General features: G+C 58.3%; 15 protein-coding genes and 1 pseudogene. 3 read left to right on the top strand and 13 right to left on the bottom strand.

What is annotated here, in order from left to right; translation table 11 throughout:
- Positions 1-23: 23 nt before the first annotated feature.
- Positions 24-1,577: a methyl-accepting chemotaxis protein gene (locus ACSQ8V_RS35135; RefSeq protein WP_436208889.1), complete on the top strand. Its 1,554-nt coding sequence runs from the start codon at positions 24-26 to the stop codon at positions 1,575-1,577.
- 742 nt (positions 1,578-2,319) lie between these two features.
- Here the strand turns inward: ACSQ8V_RS35135 and ACSQ8V_RS35130 are convergent.
- From ACSQ8V_RS35130 to ACSQ8V_RS35115, 4 genes are all read right to left on the bottom strand, one after another.
- The gene (locus ACSQ8V_RS35130) at positions 2,320-4,311 is read right to left on the bottom strand and encodes a gamma-glutamyltransferase family protein (protein ID WP_436208888.1); all 1,992 of its coding nucleotides are present in this window, start codon (positions 4,309-4,311) and stop codon (positions 2,320-2,322) included.
- A 399-nt stretch (positions 4,312-4,710) separates the two neighbouring features.
- Positions 4,711-6,057, bottom strand: a complete 1,347-nt coding sequence (locus ACSQ8V_RS35125; protein WP_213762766.1) for an MFS transporter — start codon at positions 6,055-6,057, stop codon at positions 4,711-4,713.
- Positions 6,058-6,117: 60 nt separating this feature from the next.
- Positions 6,118-7,200 carry a Gfo/Idh/MocA family protein gene (locus ACSQ8V_RS35120; protein WP_436208887.1) on the bottom strand — a complete coding sequence of 361 codons (1,083 nt, stop codon included), beginning with the start codon at positions 7,198-7,200 and terminating at the stop codon, positions 6,118-6,120.
- A 166-nt stretch (positions 7,201-7,366) separates the two neighbouring features.
- Positions 7,367-7,927 (bottom strand): gluconokinase, encoded by a 561-nt coding sequence (locus ACSQ8V_RS35115; RefSeq protein ID WP_436208886.1) that lies wholly within the window; start codon positions 7,925-7,927, stop codon positions 7,367-7,369.
- 159 nt (positions 7,928-8,086) lie between these two features.
- On the opposite strand from ACSQ8V_RS35115, the gene ACSQ8V_RS35110 reads away from it, so the two are divergent.
- Entirely contained in the window at positions 8,087-9,115 is a 1,029-nt protein-coding gene (locus ACSQ8V_RS35110; protein ID WP_213762769.1) for a LacI family DNA-binding transcriptional regulator, read from the top strand.
- 318 nt (positions 9,116-9,433) lie between these two features.
- Here the strand turns inward: ACSQ8V_RS35110 and ACSQ8V_RS35105 are convergent, their stop codons facing one another.
- Positions 9,434-10,264, bottom strand: coding sequence for a hypothetical protein (locus tag ACSQ8V_RS35105; RefSeq protein WP_436208885.1), 831 nt, complete (start codon positions 10,262-10,264; stop codon positions 9,434-9,436).
- Between the two features lie 1,379 nt (positions 10,265-11,643).
- Between ACSQ8V_RS35105 and ACSQ8V_RS35100 the strand changes: the two genes are divergently transcribed.
- Entirely contained in the window at positions 11,644-11,904 is a 261-nt protein-coding gene (locus ACSQ8V_RS35100) for a hypothetical protein (RefSeq protein WP_436186288.1), read from the top strand.
- 25 nt (positions 11,905-11,929) lie between these two features.
- Here the strand turns inward: ACSQ8V_RS35100 and ACSQ8V_RS35095 are convergent.
- The 8 genes and pseudogenes from ACSQ8V_RS35095 to ACSQ8V_RS35060 all read right to left on the bottom strand — a co-directional run.
- Positions 11,930-12,131: pseudogene (locus ACSQ8V_RS35095) on the bottom strand (hypothetical protein); the annotation flags it as partial.
- 763 nt (positions 12,132-12,894) lie between these two features.
- Positions 12,895-14,901 carry a family 2A encapsulin nanocompartment cargo protein cysteine desulfurase gene (locus ACSQ8V_RS35090; RefSeq protein ID WP_436208884.1) on the bottom strand — a complete coding sequence of 669 codons (2,007 nt, stop codon included), beginning with the start codon at positions 14,899-14,901 and terminating at the stop codon, positions 12,895-12,897.
- Positions 14,876-15,808: a family 2A encapsulin nanocompartment shell protein gene (locus tag ACSQ8V_RS35085; protein WP_436208883.1), complete on the bottom strand. Its 933-nt coding sequence runs from the start codon at positions 15,806-15,808 to the stop codon at positions 14,876-14,878. The genes ACSQ8V_RS35090 and ACSQ8V_RS35085 overlap by 26 nt, the downstream gene beginning before the upstream one ends.
- A 114-nt stretch (positions 15,809-15,922) precedes the next feature.
- On the bottom strand, positions 15,923-16,153 hold the full coding sequence (locus tag ACSQ8V_RS35080) for a helix-turn-helix domain-containing protein (RefSeq protein WP_213762773.1): 231 nt from the start codon (positions 16,151-16,153) through the stop codon (positions 15,923-15,925).
- Positions 16,150-17,079 carry a serine O-acetyltransferase EpsC gene (gene epsC, locus ACSQ8V_RS35075; protein WP_436186286.1) on the bottom strand — a complete coding sequence of 310 codons (930 nt, stop codon included), beginning with the start codon at positions 17,077-17,079 and terminating at the stop codon, positions 16,150-16,152. The genes ACSQ8V_RS35080 and epsC overlap by 4 nt, the downstream gene beginning before the upstream one ends.
- 38 nt (positions 17,080-17,117) lie before the next feature.
- Positions 17,118-17,594 (bottom strand): rhodanese-like domain-containing protein, encoded by a 477-nt coding sequence (locus ACSQ8V_RS35070; protein WP_436208882.1) that lies wholly within the window; start codon positions 17,592-17,594, stop codon positions 17,118-17,120.
- Positions 17,595-17,845: 251 nt separating this feature from the next.
- Positions 17,846-18,583 carry an amino acid ABC transporter permease gene (locus ACSQ8V_RS35065; protein WP_436186284.1) on the bottom strand — a complete coding sequence of 246 codons (738 nt, stop codon included), beginning with the start codon at positions 18,581-18,583 and terminating at the stop codon, positions 17,846-17,848.
- The gene (locus ACSQ8V_RS35060; protein WP_436208881.1) at positions 18,580-19,305 is read right to left on the bottom strand and encodes an amino acid ABC transporter permease; all 726 of its coding nucleotides are present in this window, start codon (positions 19,303-19,305) and stop codon (positions 18,580-18,582) included. Before ACSQ8V_RS35060 ends, ACSQ8V_RS35065 begins: the two co-directional genes overlap by 4 nt.
- Positions 19,306-19,366: the final 61 nt, after the last annotated feature.

Genomic DNA, 19,366 nt, shown 5'->3' with positions numbered 1-19,366 from the left:
CCTCTTAACTCTCAGGCTTCGCCATGACTTTCAAAGACATCCCCATCCGCCGCGGCCTGGTCGCCATCCTCGTACTCTTCGGCGCCCTCATTCTCTGCATTGGTCTCGTGGCGGTAAAGTCACTGCAACGGCACGTCGACATCTCTGACAGGATGATCACGGTCGACCAGGCAACCATCTATCTCAAGGATACCTACCTCAATAACCTGAAGGCGCGCAGCGCACTTGCGCGAGCGTATATCGCCATTACCGCCGGCTCGGAAGGCAGAGAAGGCGCCACTACCGCTGCCACCGGCTTCTACGCCACAGCGCGAAAATCCTTCGACTCCTTTTCTGCGATTCCAAAGGAGACCGACGCCGAACGCGCAGCCGCCCAGGTTCTCGAACAGACGTTCAAGGCGCATACCAGCGTTTTCGATGACGTTTTTGTGGCCGTCAAGGCCGGTGAAGTTGAGCGTTACGTGACGTTGAACGAGGGACCCATGACCTCCACAAGCGTCGCGTTTGGCAAGGCAGCCGACGAGTTCTTCAAGGTGCAGGACGCGGCTCTGTCCGAATTGAAGGAGGAACGAAAACGTAGCGAAACGCAAATGCTCACGATCACGGGCAGCCTTGTCGCCCTCGCGGGAATCTTGATCGGGCTGGTCTATTGGGCACTTGTCCGCGTCGTCGTTCGCCCCCTTCAGGATGCAGTGTCGGCCGTTGGCCGTGTCGCAGGAGGAGATCTGGCTGCGCCCTTGCCTGCGCCGTCGCGCAACGAGATCGGCGCGCTATTCCTGGCGCTGGGCAATATGCAGAAAAGCCTGACCGGTATCGTCAAGGGCGTTCGCGGTGGGACAGACTCAATCGTGACCGGCGTGCGTGAGCTTTCCGCCGGCAATAGCGACCTTTCGTCACGAACAGAGGAGCAGGCTGCATCGCTTGAAGAAACAGCCGCCAGCATGGAGCAATTGACCGCGACCGTTCGACAAAACACCGAGAGCGCACTGCAGGCAAGCACGCTCGCAGCTCAGGCATCGAACACGGCACACGAGGGCGGCGTTGCTGTCAGGCAGGTCATCGAGACGATGCAGACCATCGCGGATAGTTCTTCCGAGATTGTGAATATCATCAGCGTCATCGAGGGCATTGCCTTCCAGACGAACATCCTCGCGCTCAACGCCGCTGTTGAAGCCGCGCGTGCCGGCGAAGAGGGCCGGGGTTTTGCTGTTGTTGCGAGCGAGGTCCGCAGCCTTGCGCAACGCAGCGCTTCCGCCGCGAAGGAAATCAAGCAACTGATTGAAGGCGCATCCGAGCGCATCTCGACCGGCAGCGCGCAGGTCGACCGCACCGGCAAGACAATGGAAGATGTCGTCAAGTCGGTCAAGCGGGTCACGGACATCATGGGCGAGATTGCTTCCGCCTCCGCCGAACAGACGGTAGGCATCGAGCAGGTCAGCACGGCGATATCGCAGATGGATCAGGTCACGCAACAAAACGCGGCGCTGGTCGAGCAGGCCGCTGCCGCCACGCATTCGCTCGAGGGACGGGCTCAGGAACTGGCTGAGTCGGTTTCTGCGTTCCAACTGGCCCGGTAAGCGTAGAACTCCGCTCTGGACGCGCGGTGGTGGGTTGCGATCCTGCGTCCGCCATTACGGGGGACGATGTCGTCTCCAAGCCGCGGCGTAGGGCGCAATAATTTCGTCAATCCAGAATCCCTGTCGGGATAGGAAATCGTCCTTTGCAGTGACAGCGTTATTTCCACTCCCAAGGAAATAACGCTGTCACTTCGCGTCGCCGGGCGCGATGGTGTTTGTACGTTTATAGTTGCTTGGTTCAAAGTGGAAAGTTCCGCGAAGGCATGCGGTTTCCAGTCAGCGGAAGGCAGCGAAGTCGAGGCGGAGGAGTCGACTTCAGGCCAATTGTGGTGAAGAACGATAATTTTATAATTATTTCGTTATCCTCTGGTTAGCCAAAACATTAGCGCGTGGCCGTTGTCGCGCAGGTATGACTTCGACCTTCAACGGACTGGCTACCAGGCGCCACCTAACCTAAGCGTCAGTTTCCCAAGGCTACCCGATATTTCACAGCGAACGAGCAACCGTCAAAGAAGGTATTGAGCGCGGTTCCAAGCAACACGGCCACGCCGCCTGGTTTAGAAAAGCCGGTTAGCGCAAGCTTCCGGCTTTTATTTTCCCGGGCGAATTCAGCCCCCTTCCCTCTTAACGATCGTTTGAACGGGTAGTCGTTCGCGCGTACAGATAGCGTACGCGCGAACCCCATCCGCAGACAGGCAGCGGGCCGATCTTGACCGCCGGCGCCGCTGCGCGAGAACACTCATCAACGGGCGAAAGTATCTCCCAGCACGACGCCCTCGCGGCGTGGATCTGTGCCGCCCTGCAGGACGCTCGACTGATTGGCCCCTGTACGAAGGATCGTATTGACGCCGCTCGCCTGAGCCGCTGTAGAGACGGTGTGGCCCAATGCGGCAAGACCGGTGAGCAACGGATCGTTCGCACCGCCGTTCGAACTGTTGATGTTGGGATGCTCGCCACCGACTGTCGTGACCGGACTGTTGCTCGCGCCAAAGTCGACCAGATTCGCTGATTGCTGAGCGTCCAGTCCCCAGTCAAGCACGCCGACGACCGTCTTGACGACGTACTGCGGAATCGTCCCGCCGCCGGGCGAGCCGGTCGCCATCACGAAGTCGCCTTTCGAGCCATCGGCAGCGATCTTGAACACGAGCGTAGGCGCCATCGAACTGCGCGGTCTCTTGCCAGGCTCCACGCGGTTTGCGACGGGAGCGCCGGCGGTGTCGGTCGGGTTCGCGGAAAAATCCGTGAGCTGGTTGTTCAGCAGGAAGCCGTTTGTCATGTGAAACGATCCCATGCTCGACTCAACCGTGGTGGTGGCAGTCACCACGTTGCCGCTGGCATCCACGATGGTGAACTGATTCGTGCCGTGCTCGATAAGCGTCTTGTCCACGCCGAGAGAGACCGGACCGAAATTGCCTGCCGTAGCGGTGCCCATGCTCTTGTTGAGGTTGATCAACGCCGCCCGGCTCTGCAGATACGGTTTGTTAAGCAACGTGTTCCACGTGCCGCCCGGCGGCGGGACGAAATCGGTATCGGCCACGTACTTGTCGCGGTCGGCATACGCCAGCCGCTCGGCTTCGGTAATCAGATGGACACCTTGAACGGTGGGCTTGCCACCTTCGAGATCGATTGCCGTGGGTTTTTGCTGTTGCAGATTGAAGTTCTCGAGGATGCCCAATGCGGACGCCACCGCGATGCCGCCGGACGACGGCGGCGGCATGCCGCAAATCCAGTAGCTTCGATAGGTCGTGCAAATAGGATTGCGCTGTTTCGCCTGATAGTTCGCGAGATCGGCGAGCGTCGTTTTTCCGGGCGTGATCTTCGAACCGTCGGCACCGGTCGTTGTCGCGATCTTCGCCACGATGTCCTGTGCGATCTGGCCTGAATACAGCGCGTTCGCGCCGTTGCTCGCCATGGCCTTCAGCGTACTGGCGTAAGCGGGATTTTTCAGCACCGTGCCGAGTGCCTTCGGTGACCCGTCCGCGTTAAGAAAGTAAGCAGCGGCCTCGGGGTCGCGGCTCAGGCTGCTTGCATTCGAAGCAATTGCGCCGGCAAGCCGTCCACCGATCGGAAACCCATTGGACGCGAGCGAGATTGCATCGCCGAACAGGTCCTTCCACGCAAGCTTGCCGTGATCCCGCTGCAGCGCCTCGATGAGACGGGGCACGCCGATCGTTCCAATTGAGCGGCCGCTTGCGCGCGCGCTTGGCTGCGGCGCGGAATGGTCGCTGGCGTCATCAACGTAGCGAAGATAGTTTTCTGTCGCCGCGCCCGGTGCTGACTCGCGTCCGTCGTACGCCTGCACTGTCCTGTTCGATGCATCGTAATACAGCAGCACCCCGCCTGATCCAAGCCCCGTTGCTTCGGGAACGGTCAGCCCCAGCACCGCCTGCACAGCAACCGCCGCGTCGGCCGCGGTTCCCCCATTCTTGAGCACGGTGCAGCCCGCCGCGCTCGCATACGCATTCGACGTGGTGACCATATAGGTCTTCGCGTACACAGGCTTCAAGCCCGTGCGATAACCCGAGGCTGCTTCCGGGAGCGATGGGTCACCCGGGAGATTGGAGCCAATGACGACACTCGACCCGTTACTGTCCACCGCGAGACAACTCGCGTTCTGAGTGGGCGTTGGGGTCGAGGCCGACTGGCCGTTTTCCGAATCACCGCCGCAGGAAACCAGCAGAAGCGTGGCGGCGGATATTGCTGCCACGAGTGTGAGGTAAGGGTTGCTTTTCATCGTGCTTTTACAAGTCCTTTTATCGTCGAACTTTTAATGATCAGGAGCAGAGGCTAAAGCGGTCCGTCGACATGAGCGCGCGTCGTCGCAGTATTTAAACAGCGGCGCAGCGTTGCTGTCGTGCGGTCCGACATTGCATCACAAGGGGCCGTCTGGATGCGGTAGAAGGCCGGCCTTCAACAAGCCGACGAAATACTATCCGAAACATTACTAAAATGTTACGGAAAAATATTGTCCGACTGTTTTTAGCTAGTTTTGTATAGCCGGCCAGTCCGCTGCGCATGACTTGAGACAAACTTGTACCTGAAACGACAGAGGCCCCGTTCAGAACGGGGCCTCTTACGACTACTGTGCTTTTTGCAGCGATCAAACCTGCCGCGAACTTAAGCTGACAACGGTTTATCGAGCGGGTTGAAGTCCTTCGTTCTCAGACTTCGTTTCCGGCGGTGGCACGATCACTTCAATCTTGCCGACCAGGAAGATGTACGAAAGAATCCCGAGGATAGCGACAACCGACACGTACCACATTGCATAGTGGAAGTTGTTCGTGCGCTGCAAGATCAAGCCGAATATGATCGGCGTGGTAATCCCTGACAGATTGCCGCACAGGTTCAGGAAACCACCCATCGTTCCAATGAAGTTACGCGGAATGACGTCCGTAAATACCACCCAGCCGATATTGGCCACGTTGTTACCGAAGAAAGCCAGCGAGAGAATCGCAATAGCAATAACCGGATCGCTTTCGAAGAAGTTGACGAGGAAGATTAGCGAGGTCAGCGCCAGGCCGAGAATAACCGGGGTTTTGCGCGCAAACGTGACTGACTTTCCTTTCTTCAACAGCATGTCGCTCAGGAAACCGCCGGTCAGCATGCCGACCATGGCCATCATGAACGGAATCGATGCGCCGATACCGGCTTTAGCCAGACTTAGATTCAACGCCTTTTCAAGGTAGACGATAAACCACGTCATGAAAAACATCAGCGTGGAGTTATACGCAAACTGGGTAATAAACAAGCCCCAGATGGTTTTCTTCTTGAGGAAGTAGAGAATGTCGCTGGCCTTGACTTTGGTGCTGATCGAAGATTGGTCTTTCGAGCCATAACCGCCGCCGGCCTTAATCAGGTCAAGTTCAGCCGCGTTGGCCGTTTTGCTGTCTTTCGGATCGCGATAAACGATCAGCCAGTAAATACCGAAAATAACCCCGACACCCCCTGTCGAATAAAACACCACTTCCCAGCCATATTTGTCGGTCAGGAACGTGAGAACCGGGGTGAATACCGCAAGACCAATATATTGCGAACTGATGTAGATCGAAGTAGCACGCGCACGCTCATTCTTCGGGAACCAGCTTGCAATGATCTTGGTATTGGAAAGGAACGAAGGCGCCTCTGCCAAGCCGATCAATGCCCGGCAGATAATCAGCATGGCAAACGATGCACCAAGACTCGTGAAGATCACGTGCGAAGAAAAACCCATTGCGAAGGTACAGGCGCTCCACACAACAATCGCAGTACCGTAAAGAATTCTTGAACCGATTCTATCGAGCAAGTATCCGACTGGAATCTGGCTGGCAGCATACGTCCACGTAAATGCCGAGAACAGCAGGCCCAGTTGCGAGGGCGAAAGACCGAATTCCCCTTGAATCTTGCTCCCTGCAATAGACAGGTTCGCCCGGTCCATATAGTTAATTGCTGTCACCACGAACAGCAGAAATACTATGAAAAATCTTGACCTCGTTGCTTTCATGCTTGGACCTTGAAGGTATGGTAATTAGTTCTGTTTCTATAAACGCCGCAGGATCTGTTTTTATTTGAGCGGAAATTTAATGACCTTATTTTCTTCGGCGCTGCGATAGATTGCCGTGAACAATTCCACGGCACGGCGACCGTCGAGTCCACTGACTAAAGGTTGGATGCCATTACTCACGGCGCTCAGGAAGTCGGCTATTTGCAGTTCATGATAAAAATTCATGGAATCCACCGACGCGAAGCGCTCCGCGTCCTGCTTTTTCCATGTGTCAAGATTCCCTTCCTCGCCGCTTATCGTCCAGATATCGTTATAAGGCGGTTCGGTGATGGACGAGACGCCGGCAATGAACATGGCCCCGCCGTCTGTTTGCACGCCGGCCGAAGCCCCATTATTTCCATGGACATGGACTTTCCCGTACAAGGCAGGATTTTGCGCGTTGCTGACCAGAATATTGGCGATTGCGCCGCTCTTGAATTTCACCAACGCTGCCGCCGTATCTTCAACTTCAATATACGGGTGATTGACGTTTTTCCAGACGCCGTACACCTCATCTACTTCGCCCATGTACCAAAGCAGCAAATCCAGTTGATGCGGGGCCTGATTAACCAGCACGCCTCCGCCTTCGCCTTCCCACGTTCCGCGCCACGGATCGCTTTCATAATATTTCTGGTCACGCCAGCCGAGCATGGTGACACTGGCGATGGCGGGCAGGCCGAGCTTGCCTGCATCGATGGCGGATTTAATTCGCATGCACGGCTCATAAAAACGGCGCTGGCAGACTACGCCGACCGTGCGCTTGTTTTCTTCCGCACATGACAGGATCGCGTCGCAGTCTTCAAGCGACGAAGCCAATGGCTTTTCGATCAGCACATGGCAACCCTTCTTCAACGCGGCGATCGCCACCGAAGCGTGCTGCGGATGAGGGGTGCAAATGCAGACTACGTCCACCGAAGCCGAATCGATCATCGCTTCTATGTTGTCAAAGGCCAATACACCGTATTGGTCGGCGAAAGCCTTGGCCTTGCCCAGATTGGTGCTGCATACGGCGACGAATTCAGACCCTTCAAGATTCGCCAACGCTTTGGCATGGAAGTGACCGACTTTCCCGCAACCAATAACCGCAGTTCTGAGTTTTTTCATAGAGTTCTGGATCTGAAACGCCGCCAAGAAACGAGCCAGCGCTTCGCAATCGTTAATTAGATGTTGCTTCCAAGTCGTCGACTTATATATCAAATCGGCTTACTTCTCCCGAGACGCGAATCGGATCGGGCGCGTTAATCAATGCGCTAAAGCCGAACTTGATTCGTCACGGGTTCAATGTTTCAGGTAGCGCTATCTCTGTTGTTTCCTTGAGATTTGCAGTCCGAAACCATTTCGCTGCCGCCCGGCAAACGTCCGTAACCGGCAAAGTCGCATCGGCGCTAAAAGTTTGCGGCTCGCCAACCGGCGACTCCAGATCGGCAAACTGACTGTCAACCAGCGTAGCTGGCATGTAATGACCGCCGCGCGCAGCTACCCGTTCGGCGGCGACATCGCGCGGCAGGCTGAGGAAGACAAAGCCGAGTCCGGGGACGGCCCGCCGCAGGCGCTCGCGATACTTGCGTTTGAGTGCTGAGCAAGCCAGGACGGGGCGTTGATTCGCCGCGACTGCGCGAACCAGCTCCGCTGCGAGCTGGTCGAGCCAGCCTGCGCGGTCGTCATCGCCAAGCGGTATGCCGGCGCGCATCTTGGTAACATTGGCCTCCGGATGGAACGCATCGCCTTCAATCAGGAAACCGTCGATTTCCGCTGCAAGCCCCGCCGCCACGCTGCTTTTACCGCAACCGGCCACACCCATTACCACCACTGCCGACATTGATTCGTTCATTCCAGCCTCATACCACTCAAAGATAGCGCTATCTCAACTATTCGCAAAAAACGGCCGGTCGCGGCCGATCTACCCACTGTTTATAACCTTTACAGCAGGGATGCTCACTGCACTTTCAGGTTTGTGCAACGCTACAGGTAGCGCTATCCTAGACAAATTATGACAAATACGACACACAGGAAAACCCGGAGTACGGGTCGGCCGACGCTGGAACAAGTGGCGCAGCGTGCCGGCGTCAGCACGATTACGGCATCGCGCGCGTTGCGCGGTGTGAATACCGTCGCGCCTGACCTTGTGCAGCGAGTCAAGGACGCGGCGCAAGAATTGGGATACGTGACCAACGCGGCAGCGCGAGCGCTCGCGTCGTCGCGTAGCGACGCCGTCGCGGTGCTGGTGCCATCGCTGTCGAATCTGGTTTTCGTCGATGTCCTCGATTCGATCCACAGCGTGCTGAGACCACAGGGCTTTGAAATCCTGATCGGCAACTCGCATTACGCGCGTGACGCCGAGGAGGATCTGGTGCGCCATTACCTCGCCTCGCCGCCGAGCGGGATGATCGTGGCCGGATCCGACCGCACGGAAGCGGCCCGGCGCATGATCGATGCGAGCGGCGTGCCGTGTGTTCATATCATGGAAATGTCGCGCGGCCCCGGCGTACATTGCGTCGGCTTTGCACAGACCGGTGCCGGGCAGGCGGCAGCCGAGCACCTGCTTGCGCGCGGCCGCAGGCGCAACGCGTTTGTCGCAGCGCAGCTCGACCCCCGGATCATGCAACGTGGCGACGGTTTTCGCCGCGCCTTGCAGGAAGCGGGACTGTATGACCCGGCGCTCGAATTTTTATCGCCAGCGCCTTCTTCCGTAGGATTAGGCTGCGATCTGTTCGCGCAGATTCTGGAGCGGCGTCCGGATGTCGATGGCATCTTTTTCGGCAATGACGACCTTGCCCACGGCGCGCTGCTGGAAGCGTTGCGCCGGGGGGTATCGGTGCCCAGCGACATTGCAATGGTCGGGTTCAACGACTTGCCCGGATCGGCACATTCGTTCCCCCGCCTGACCACGATCCGTACGCCTCGCGCTGAAGTCGGCCGGCGCGCGGCGCAGATGCTGCTCGCCATGATTCGCGGAGAGCCGGTGCGCGAGCCAGTGATCGATCTCGGCTTCGAACTTGTAGTGCGCGAGAGTTCCTGAGTCGATACGCTGCGCAAAGCGCGTGCATTTGCTTATGCAACGCGTTGCCGACGCCCTCACCGATGACCGCATTGATTCCGTCACTTCGAAATCCTGGTGCCGCAGGGCGTGGCGTCTTTGAGTTGACAATTTTAATTTGTACTGCAAACGAAGCGTCGTTATCAAAAGTTTTTTGAAGCTCCCGTTCGAGCACCTCTCAGCCACGAGAACGATCACCGCGCAGTCACCTTCAACACTCAAAGAAGCAGCCGACGTTATGGCCCCGCGCCTTACCCTCTAAACTACCAACAACGTTCTTCAGGCGCGACGACCCAAATCCTAAGACGTCTTGACTTTCGATACCACGAAGACGATACCGCCGGTATTGTCGGCTTTCACCGTCGCTCCATAAAGCGTGGTGGTGGTCGAGTCGTACAGCCCCATGCCGAGCATATTCAGCGAATTATATGTACAGGTGGTCGCGGCAAACGTGATGTTCAGATCGTATGCATTGTTCGTCAGATGAGGCGCGATCGTTCCGGAAAAAAAGCAACCGCTGGCACTGGCGCCAGTTACCGCACCCGTTGGAAGAACACTCATAGTAAGGTCCTCAGTACCGCCAGCCGTGGTCCCCACCGTGCCGGTATAAATGCCGGCCACGGTCGTTAAAGCGGGCGTAGCAGAAGACAGTGCGCTGTCATACGTCGAACTGAACGTGGTCGCGATACCGTCGCCATTATGCGTAATGGTTCCGCTCATCGATGCTGCCGTGACATAACTGGCAGACAACGTGCTGGCTGCAACGCCTGTGCTCAAACCTGTGGTTTGCACCTGGTAATCCAACGCTGTCGACGAACTGAAGCTTCCCCCCTTCCCGCTGCCGGTACCAATGACTACGCCACCAACCGGATTAGTTGTAGTAGTCGTGGTTGCTGCTGTCGTGCCGCTCGCTGGAACCACCGTAGTTGTAGGCAGGCCGCTATAAAAATAGTAGTAGGTGCCGTTGGTCAGCACCATCGACTCGATCACCCGCGAATCGCTGGTAGTCCCGTTGTAAATACCGACAAAGCTGTCAGGCGGTGCCGGAGTCGAGCTGGAACTATTTCCCCCTCCGCCACACGCGGTCAGAATGGACGTGAGCAGCACCGGTAGGGCCAACCGTTTGATCATATTAGTGCTCTTAGAATAATGAATCGCCGAATAGTATTCGCCGATACGGCTTCCCCAATCGGGGCTGCCTAGGGATCGTCTGCAAACAATGCAGATTTACGTGCATATAGTGAAAAGGGGTATGCGCGCGAGCCGCTTACCTGCTGCGGGCTCACGGCCATCACATTCACAACAGACTTGCCTTTGTCCAGTTCGACGCTCCGGCGGCCTGCATTCAGCGATGCGATTCCTGTTTGAACAGGATAGTGCGGACGGGGTTTTGCGATTCCGGGAGAAGGCCTCGTGATTCGAAGGTGATTACAAGATATTTCCGTTAGCCGCCTCCAGGTAAGTCAGGAGGTCAGCCTTCGCGTCGAGACCTTTTCCGCAACCGCATGTGGCGTCAGCGTGTAGTGGTCGTCTCTACGCATCTGATAGTTCGTAGCCAATCATTCGATGCATTTTCAATCGGGCTCATATACGCCCGTATGACTGGGGAGGAGCATCGCCTAGTCGTTTCCCCTTAGCGAAGCAGCGCCGGCCCCTTGCCGGATGCGTCGCGCGCTATACGGCCGTATAACGGGATTACTCCATCGAGGCATCAGGCAACCCCACCGTAGAATAGATTCTCCCCTCTGCCCTAACTAACCTACAGTCATCGCGATCAGCACACCTCCGATGACTTCGGGAAAGTTCCCCCGATACCTTCGTCCTCATCTCCTGTGCAGAACCGCGACCCAGTAGCAGGCCCTTCTCGTGCCCGCAAATTACTGCGCCTAACCGTGTTTCCTTTAATCGTCGCACCCTTTCAAAGGAATTAACCGTGTCGCCTGTTCTGCATACCTGGCTCTTCATCGGCGCCAACGCCTACGTTGAATTCACATTTGTCTCATGGCTGAACAGGAGCGTCTACCGGCGTACGGTCGACTACTCCGTGGTTTGCCTCCAGTAGGCCCGCGTGCTGTCACCCCGCGGTTGCGCAATCACAGCCTCGACTCTTACTGACAAGAGGAAGAGCAAGACGATGTTGAACGATAACCCCCGCCATGCACCCATCGAACTTTCATCCGCGACAAATATTTCGTATTCTTCCCCTGCGGTCAAGAGCACGGTTCCCTCAAGGTCCTGGCGCCCTCTCGCCGCCTCTGCGGGTATGGGGAGAGTTGGCCGGTACAGGCCGGCACGCCATGAAGCGACGCCGATCGACCCGGACCCCTGGCGTCGCACACTCGCCGCGCTCCAGCAGTTCAATGCTGCGCGTGGCGAGTTCTCTCATGAGCTCATGTACTCGAGATTACGTGCGCGGCCGAACATGGCCCGCGCGCAAGTGCCTACGTTCGCCGTGAACGTCCTTGCCATGTAATCAAACTTCGTGAAAAAGCAACGTCCCGAGGTGAGCCATGAATCCAGTCATCGAGAACGACATTCTTCACGTGAGCCGCATCATGCGTGCGTCCATTTTTCAATGTGCACCCCATGTGATGCGGCCTGATTACTGGCATGCCCGGCTGTCGTTGTTGCTGGAAGAGCCAGGGTTGCTTGAGATGCAACGATGCACCGTCATGGGGTTGCTCAGGGAGCTCGCAGATATCGAAGGGCATCTTGCGGCCGCCCGCACCGGAACAGCGGATGCGGGACTGCTCGCGGTAGCCCAACGATAACCGGCAGGCGACCTGACCAACGGTGTTGCTTAGCGAACTCGCGAATGCCCGCGAGCACGCTGGCGAGTCCAACCGTGTCGGCATACATCATCGGACCGCCGCGATAGCGCGGAAAGCCATCACCCGTGCAATAAAGTCACATCGACATCAAGAGGGCGCAAAGCCATGCGATGACGCACGACCTGCGCGCCTTCGCTAATTATGGCAGCCATATAGTGCCGGATAATATGAGGATTCGACCGCGATCGTGGGCTTTCATATCACGACGGCCCCGCCCCGCAAGATGATGTTGGTATGATTCCTCGACCGATCGAGGTGGTCTGCAAGATCTTGAACCAAATAGCGGAGGCCGATCCGGGACATTCGCCGGCACTGCACGTCCTGATCACGCGAACGAAATGAAAGCCCTGGAATTTTTACGACAAGCAGTTTTGCTTTGTGCTGACCTTTGAGCTGACCCAAGATGGCAATCGATATCACCGGCCGGACGTTTGGCAGGCTTACCGCTGTAGCACGCGAGGATGGTTCTCGCTGGCTTTTCAAGTGCGCATGCGGCGTCGAAAAGGTACTCAACGCTCAAAGCGTCAAGTACCGCAAGACTTTATCGTGCGGCTGCTTGCGTCAGATTGAAATAGCAGCCGGCCATCGCTTTGGCCAACTCACTGCCTCTCACTACGTGAATCACGGCAAGAACGGTGCACGCTGGTTTTTCCAGTGCGACTGCGGGTCCGGGAAGATCTTTGCGTCCAGTTACGTACGAAGCGGCCTCCGAACGTCGTGTGGATGCCGCGGGCGGGCTGCCAAGGTCGTCCGCGTGGAACAACCGGGCGCGGAAGTCTGGCCGTTCCCAAAGTGGCCCAGGGAGCGTGGCGGATAAGCGGCTCTCAAGAGATAATCCCCCTGCAGTAACACATAGGGACCGTGACCGGGTGATGCCATCTTGTCAGCGCGCGGCCTCGTTGACCGCACGCTGCCTTACTCGTTTACAGCCTACCGCCGCGACGAAAGCCGGCGCACGACGGACACAAGCCTGTCGACCTCATCGCAGGTGTTGTAAAAAGCTAGCGACGGCCGCACGGTCGCCTCCACGCCAAAACGCCGGAGAATTGGTTGGGCGCAATGATGACCTGAACGCACGGCAATCCCTTCTTCGTTCAACGCCTGCCCGACCTCTTCCGTCTCATAGCCTTTCAGCACGAACGACAATACGCTGGCTTTATTCTTCGCTGTACCGATCAAACGCACGCCTGGGACCGGCTGCAATACGCTCGTCGCGTAGGCCAACAGATCGTGTTCGTAGCGCCCGATATTCTCGATACCCACACGCGTCACGTAATCGATCGCAGCCCCAAGGCCTACCGCATCGGCAATGTTGCCCGTGCCCGCCTCGAAGCGATTTGGCGGCGCCTGGAACACAGTCCGCTCGAACGTCACGTCCGCGATCATGTTGCCGCCGCCCTGCCATGGCGGCATGTCTTCAAGCAGATCGCGTTTGCCATAGACCACGCCGATACCGGTCGGGCCGAACAGCTTGTGACCCGAAAACACGAAGAAATCAGCATCGATTTCCTGCACGTTCACCCGCATGTGCGAGACCGATTGCGCGCCGTCAACCAGCGCCCGAGCGCCTGCACGATGCGCCATTGCAACAATCTCCTGCACCGGCACAACGGTACCCAATGCGTTCGATACCTGCGTCACCGAGACGATCTTCGTGCGGCTGTTGAGCAGCTTCTGATACTCGTCGAGACGGACCTGACCGGAGTCGTCGACAGGAATCACGCGCAGCGTCGCGCCCTTTTGTGCGGCGAGTTGCTGCCACGGCACGATGTTGGCGTGATGCTCCAGATGCGACACGATGATCTCGTCGCCCTCGCCAACATTTTGCACGCCCCAGGTCTTCGCAATCAGGTTGATGCCTTCCGTCGTGCCCCGCACGAAGATGATTTCTTCCGCCGAAGCGGCGCCAATGAAGCGCCTCACCGTATCGCGCGCCCCTTCGTATGCATCGGTTGCACGTCCTGCCAAGGCATGCGCGGCACGGTGAATGTTCGAGTTCTCGTGCGCGTAGAAATACGACAGGCGGTCGATAACCGATTGAGGTTTGTGCGTGGTCGCGGCGTTGTCGAACCAGACGAGCTGACGTCCGTTCACGCGCTCTTGCAGAATCGGGAAGTCGCGACGAATAGCGTTGACATCAAATGGCGGATGCGCCGAACCGGTCTGCGGTAAATGCTCATTCGAATGCGGCGCACGCGCGTTGTCGAGAAAATAGAACGCGCCGGCACGATCAGGCTCGCCACCGGCCGCCCCCGCCCGCTCACGGCTGTTGAACGGAAGCAAGTCATCGATAGACGGCAGACCGAACGATTCAGCCGTCGGTACATCATGACCAGGCAACGGCAGTTCGCGGTTCGCGCCGGACGATGCGCCCGCGTCCCGCAAGAAATAGAACGGCGACGCCGCCGGTTGATCTCGTTGCGCACCATCGGGCACGCCGATGCCAAGCGCAGCGCCGCCGAAGCGCGGTTCCAGCGCCGGCGCGGCGCTCGTCACAGAGTCAGGTACGTTGTTTTGCGAAACGGCATGCGGCGCCAGCGCCGGCACGCGATTGCCCAACGACAAAACGTGTGTGGGCGCCGACGGAAGCAGGTTGGCACCCGGCGCCTTGCCCTGTGGAAGGCTCAGGCCCGGCACGCCCGTCCCTGCACCACCCGGCCCCGCCAACGGCGACCCCGGAGGCGCCGGATTGCTCGCGGAAGCGAGCACAGGCGCAGCCACCGGCAACCCTGCCGAGAGCGACTCACCACTGCCACTGCCAAGGCTCGCCAGCGCGGGCGTAGCACTACCAGCACTGCCCGGTAACGCCGTAAAGAACGCCGTTGCAAGACGCGACAACGTGGCCACGTCCGGCAAGCCCGCAGGTGCCGCGCCCTGTGGAACATCGGACAGCGAAGCGCCGCTCACTGGCTTACTTGTAGGTGTCAGGATAGTCATGGTACTTGGCGATCTCCACGTCATCCAGAACCGCCAGTGCGTCCGGCGAGTGCACTGCGAGCGAGCAATACAGCGAAATCAGGTACGAGGCAATCGCGTGGTTGTTGATCCCCATGAAGCGCACCGAAAGCCCTGGCCCTTGCTCGCCTGCCACACCCGGCTGGAACAGGCCAACCACGCCTTGCCGCTTGTCGCCTACGCGCAGCAACAGGATCTTGGTCTTGCCGTCGGCAACAGGAACCTTGTCCGACGGGATCAACGGAATGCCACGCCACGTGAGGAACTGGGAACCGAACAGGCTCACGGTGGGCGGCGGCACACCGCGACGCGTGCACTCGCGCCCGAACGCTGCGATGGCGAGCGGATGCGTCAGGAAAAACGCGGGCTCTTTCCAGACGCGCGTCAGCAGTTCATCGAGATCATCAGGGGTCGGCGCGCCGGTCAGCGGAAACACGCGCTGTTCTTCAGCAACATTCGCCAGCAGACCGTAATCCGGGTTATTGATGAGCTGGCTTTCCTGCAATTCCTTGATCGTTTCGATCGTCAGGCGCAGTTGTTCCTTGATCTGATCATGCGGACTACTATATAGATCCGACACACGAGTCTGCACGTCGAGGACCGTGCTGACCGCGTTGAGAAAATACTCGCGCGGGTTTTCATCGTAGGGAACGAAGGTCCGGGGCAGTTCGCTTTCGTCTTCACGTTGCGTGCAGGCCGCCTTTACTTCGTCGGGATTCTTGACCTGGTTCAAGCGGTAGATACCGGCTTCGACAGGCACCCACTGCAACAAGTGCGTGAGCCATCGCGGCGTGATGGTCGATAGCTGGGGAACGGTCTTGGTGGCATTGGCTAGTTGCCGTGCTGCGTTATCGCCGAGCGCCGTCTGGCCGCCCACAGTTGCCGTCATGTGTAGCTCCGAAGTCTATAGAAGAAAAACGGGAATGCTTATCAGGAGACGTCATTATCAAGACGACGGACCCGGTCATTCAACATGCTATAGACGGCATTTCGGAAAAAATGATCACCCTGGCCCGGTCACCGGCTCGGGTTGTAGTAACTTCGCCATGGGAACGTCCAGCGCGCGGGCGAGCTTGTGCACCGTGATGATGGATGCCGTCACGCGGCCGCGTTCGATCTCGCCAATATAAGAGCGGTTCAGGCCGGCGTGTTCGGCAAGCTGCTCCTGCGACCAGGCCTGCGCCTCACGTAAAAGCCTGACGGCTGCACCGAAGTTGCGGACGACTTCGGTCATGACACGGTCGCTGCAACGCGCGGCTGCACGCCGTCATTGCGCGAGATGGCCTGCGTGACGTTCGCGCCCGGTGCAACGTCGTGCGTAAGCCATACGTTGCCGCCGATCACCGCTCCCCGGCCGAGCGTGACGCGGCCGAGAATCGTGGCGCCCGCATAGATCACGACTTCATCTTCCACTATCGGATGCCGCGCCAGTCCTTTCTCCAGATGCCCTTCTGCATCGCGGGGAAAACGTTTCGCGCCGAGCGTGACGGCCTGATACACACGCACGCGATCGCCAATGACAGTGGTCTCGCCAATCACCACGCCCGTCCCATGATCGATGAAAAATCCTTTGCCTATCTGAGCGCCCGGATGGATGTCGATGCCGGTTGCGCCATGCGCCAGTTCAGCCACAATGCGCGCAAGCAGGCGAAGGTCGAGCTTGTATAACTCGTGCGCCAGCCGGTGATGAATCATGGCGAGAATGCCGGGGTAGCAAAGCAGCACCTCGTCCACACTGCCCGCGGCCGGATCGCCGTGATAGGCGGCAAGCACGTCGCTATCAAGGAGCGTGCGGATCTCGGGAAGCCTGGCCGCGAACGCACGAACCGCAACGCCGGCACGTGTAGCGATGTTTTCATCGTCACGCGACAGATGACGATCGCGGTATTGCAACTCCAGTTGCGCCTGGGCGAATAGGCCATGCAAGGCTGAATCGAGTGCATGACCCACGTAGAAATTCTCGCTTTCCTGACGAAGGTCGTGCGGTCCAAGCCGCATCGGAAAAAGCACGCCCTTCAATGTGTCCACAATATCCGCCAGCGCCTCGCGCGCCGGCAGTTCGCGTCCGCCCGGTTCGAGCGAACGCTTCTGCACTTCACGCCATTGCTGGCGCACCGTCTGAAGCGATTGGACGATGTCGTCGATGTCAAATGCGGCCACAGTCGGAGATCCTTCGGCGTCAAGCCATTAGAGGTTGATCAATCCTGAATCCACGGCAAACCCTGAAAGCGCCAGCCATCCTCCACGCCTCGCCGCTGTTGCGAATCCAGCCGCCCTTCGAAACCTTCAAGGACATTGAACACTTGCGTAAAGCCTGCTTTGGTCGCCGCTTCCGCGGCAAGCGCTGAACGATTGCCGCTGCGGCAGAGCAGCAACACGACTGCGTCCTTGCCGGTCTTGGCTTCCAGCTCCCGGACAAAGCGCGGGTTGCGGGTAAGCGATGTGCCTGTCGCCCAGGCCACGTGGATACTGCCAGGCACGTAACCCACGAACTTGCGTTCTTCGGCCGTTCTGACATCCACAAGCACCGCCGAACCCGACTCGATCAGAGCAAACGCGTCGCGAGGTGAAACGCCTCCCGCGTAAGGCAACTGGTTTGTTGCCGCTGCGGCCCGCGCCGCATCCAATGCCGCATGAGATTCGTGAATTACACCTTCTTCCAATTCAACTGCCATGACGTCTCCTTGTACTGTCACTTGAAAACTCATCGAGGCCAAAGGGTTGTCATAGGAAATGCAACCGTCTATAGCCATCAATTGACACTATGAAAGAGGCCGCTCAGAAGCAGAACCAATAAAAACGTATTTCTAAAGAAGGCTTCGCCACATCGGTAATCATTGGAGGAAAAATGATCGTTCCAAGTACGTGCGGCTTCCGCGTAATTATTGAAAGAAAACGAGGCCGGAGCGAAGGCCGAGGGTTTGCCTCAATCCGGAGACGGGACGACAGCCGCCGGGGGCGCCGTCACGCGCAGCTCAGCACTCGGCGCGCGTCCCAGCAACAGGCGAGTCGCCAACGCATCGAGTGATGTGCACAGAATCAGATAGACAAGTCCCACGAACAGGAAGATCTGCACCGGATAAATCATGAGCCGGCTATTGACCTGGTTGGCGAGAAACGCGAGTTCCGGCACGCCGACGATGTATGCCAGCGATGTATCCTTGACGAGCGACACCCATTGGTTAATGAACGACGGCGCCATGATGCGGATGGCCTGCGGCAGCAGTACGTGACGCATCGCTTGCCAGCGCGTCAGCCCCAGCGACAGCGCCGCTTGGCGCTGTCCGCGCCCCACTGCTTCGATACCCGCATGAACCGAATGCGACAGGTAGGCGCCGCCGATCAGCGATAGCGCAGCCACGACCGTCGCCAAACCCGGCACGTTGATATGAAGCACAACCGGCAGCAGGAAGAAGGTCCAGAAAATCAGCATCAGCACGGGTATGGCGCGAAAGAACCCGATTCCCGCGAGCAGGATCAGGTGGATCACCCCACGCGTCATGGCAAGCCCGATGCCTCCTGCCAGCCCGAGGATGGCGGACGACACGGCGGAGATAGAGGCCATGACCAGCGTCAACGCAGCGCCGCCCAACGGACCATCGGGAAACGTGCCGACGAGCAAGTACGGCAGATTGGACAGGATGGCGGAAAAGGCGTCGTTCATCGGCGCACCGCCGCTCGCGAACCGCTGCGCTGGACTACCACGAGTGCAACTTCCAGCATCGCGATGGTCAGTATGTACAGCAAGGTTGCCATGCCAAATGCCTGAAACGTCTTGAAGGTTTCGGTATCCACCTGACGCGACGAATACGAGAGTTCCGCCAGCCCGATCGCCATGGTCAACGACGAGTTCTTGACGATATTCATGTACTGACCGAACAACGGCGGCGTCGCGATCCGCACCGCTTGCGGCAAGATCACGTGAACAAATGCGGCTAACGGCGTGAGTCCAAGGGCGGCTGCCGCGTTGTGTTGACCCACTGGAACACCCGATAATCCCGAGCGGAATTCCTCGCCAATGAAGGTGGTCGAATAACAGGTCAACCCGATCCAGCCGGCCACGAATTCAAACGATGGCCAATGCAACTTGAACACGCCGAGATCCACCGCATGTTGCGTGTTCAACCAGGTCATTGTCGCTTCGGGCAAAAGCGTCGCCACGCCGAAATACCAGAACAGCAATTGCACGATCAGCGGTGAGTTGCGAAATACCAATACATAGAGCGCGGCGGCACGACGCATGGGCGCCGCGCGCGAAGTGCGCGCAAGGGCAAGCAAGCAGCCACATAACGTCGCCGTGACCATCACCGAGACCGACAATCCCAGCGTCATACCGAAGCCCTGGAGCAGCCAGATCAGGTACTTCGGGGCAAGCCATCCGTTCATTGGAATCATTCAGCTAAACACGAATGGAAAATTGAAATGCCAAGCCCGGTTCGACCGTGAA

Origin of the sequence: Caballeronia sp. LjRoot31, assembly GCF_964253885.1 — a bacterium.
In the GTDB taxonomy this organism is placed as follows: Bacteria; Pseudomonadota; Gammaproteobacteria; order Burkholderiales; family Burkholderiaceae; genus Caballeronia.
This window is presented reverse-complemented; position numbering and strand designations above follow the sequence as displayed.

Bases quoted from the DNA above. Each gene is read 5' to 3' on its own strand.
- ACSQ8V_RS35135 (WP_436208889.1), top strand. From the start codon at position 24: ATGACTTTCAAAGACATCCCCATCCGCCGCGGCCTGGTCGCCATCCTC.
- ACSQ8V_RS35060 (WP_436208881.1), bottom strand. From the start codon at position 19,305: ATGAACGGATGGCTTGCCCCGAAGTACCTGATCTGGCTGCTCCAGGGC.
- ACSQ8V_RS35110 (WP_213762769.1), top strand. From the start codon at position 8,087: ATGACAAATACGACACACAGGAAAACCCGGAGTACGGGTCGGCCGACG.
- ACSQ8V_RS35125 (WP_213762766.1), bottom strand. From the start codon at position 6,057: ATGAAAGCAACGAGGTCAAGATTTTTCATAGTATTTCTGCTGTTCGTG.
- ACSQ8V_RS35115 (WP_436208886.1), bottom strand. From the start codon at position 7,927: ATGAACGAATCAATGTCGGCAGTGGTGGTAATGGGTGTGGCCGGTTGC.
- ACSQ8V_RS35070 (WP_436208882.1), bottom strand. From the start codon at position 17,594: ATGGCAGTTGAATTGGAAGAAGGTGTAATTCACGAATCTCATGCGGCA.
- ACSQ8V_RS35065 (WP_436186284.1), bottom strand. From the start codon at position 18,583: ATGAACGACGCCTTTTCCGCCATCCTGTCCAATCTGCCGTACTTGCTC.
- ACSQ8V_RS35100 (WP_436186288.1), top strand. From the start codon at position 11,644: ATGAATCCAGTCATCGAGAACGACATTCTTCACGTGAGCCGCATCATG.
- ACSQ8V_RS35105 (WP_436208885.1), bottom strand. From the start codon at position 10,264: ATGATCAAACGGTTGGCCCTACCGGTGCTGCTCACGTCCATTCTGACC.
- ACSQ8V_RS35090 (WP_436208884.1), bottom strand. From the start codon at position 14,901: ATGACTATCCTGACACCTACAAGTAAGCCAGTGAGCGGCGCTTCGCTG.
- ACSQ8V_RS35120 (WP_436208887.1), bottom strand. From the start codon at position 7,200: ATGAAAAAACTCAGAACTGCGGTTATTGGTTGCGGGAAAGTCGGTCAC.
- ACSQ8V_RS35130 (WP_436208888.1), bottom strand. From the start codon at position 4,311: ATGAAAAGCAACCCTTACCTCACACTCGTGGCAGCAATATCCGCCGCC.
- ACSQ8V_RS35085 (WP_436208883.1), bottom strand. From the start codon at position 15,808: ATGACGGCAACTGTGGGCGGCCAGACGGCGCTCGGCGATAACGCAGCA.
- ACSQ8V_RS35080 (WP_213762773.1), bottom strand. From the start codon at position 16,153: ATGACCGAAGTCGTCCGCAACTTCGGTGCAGCCGTCAGGCTTTTACGT.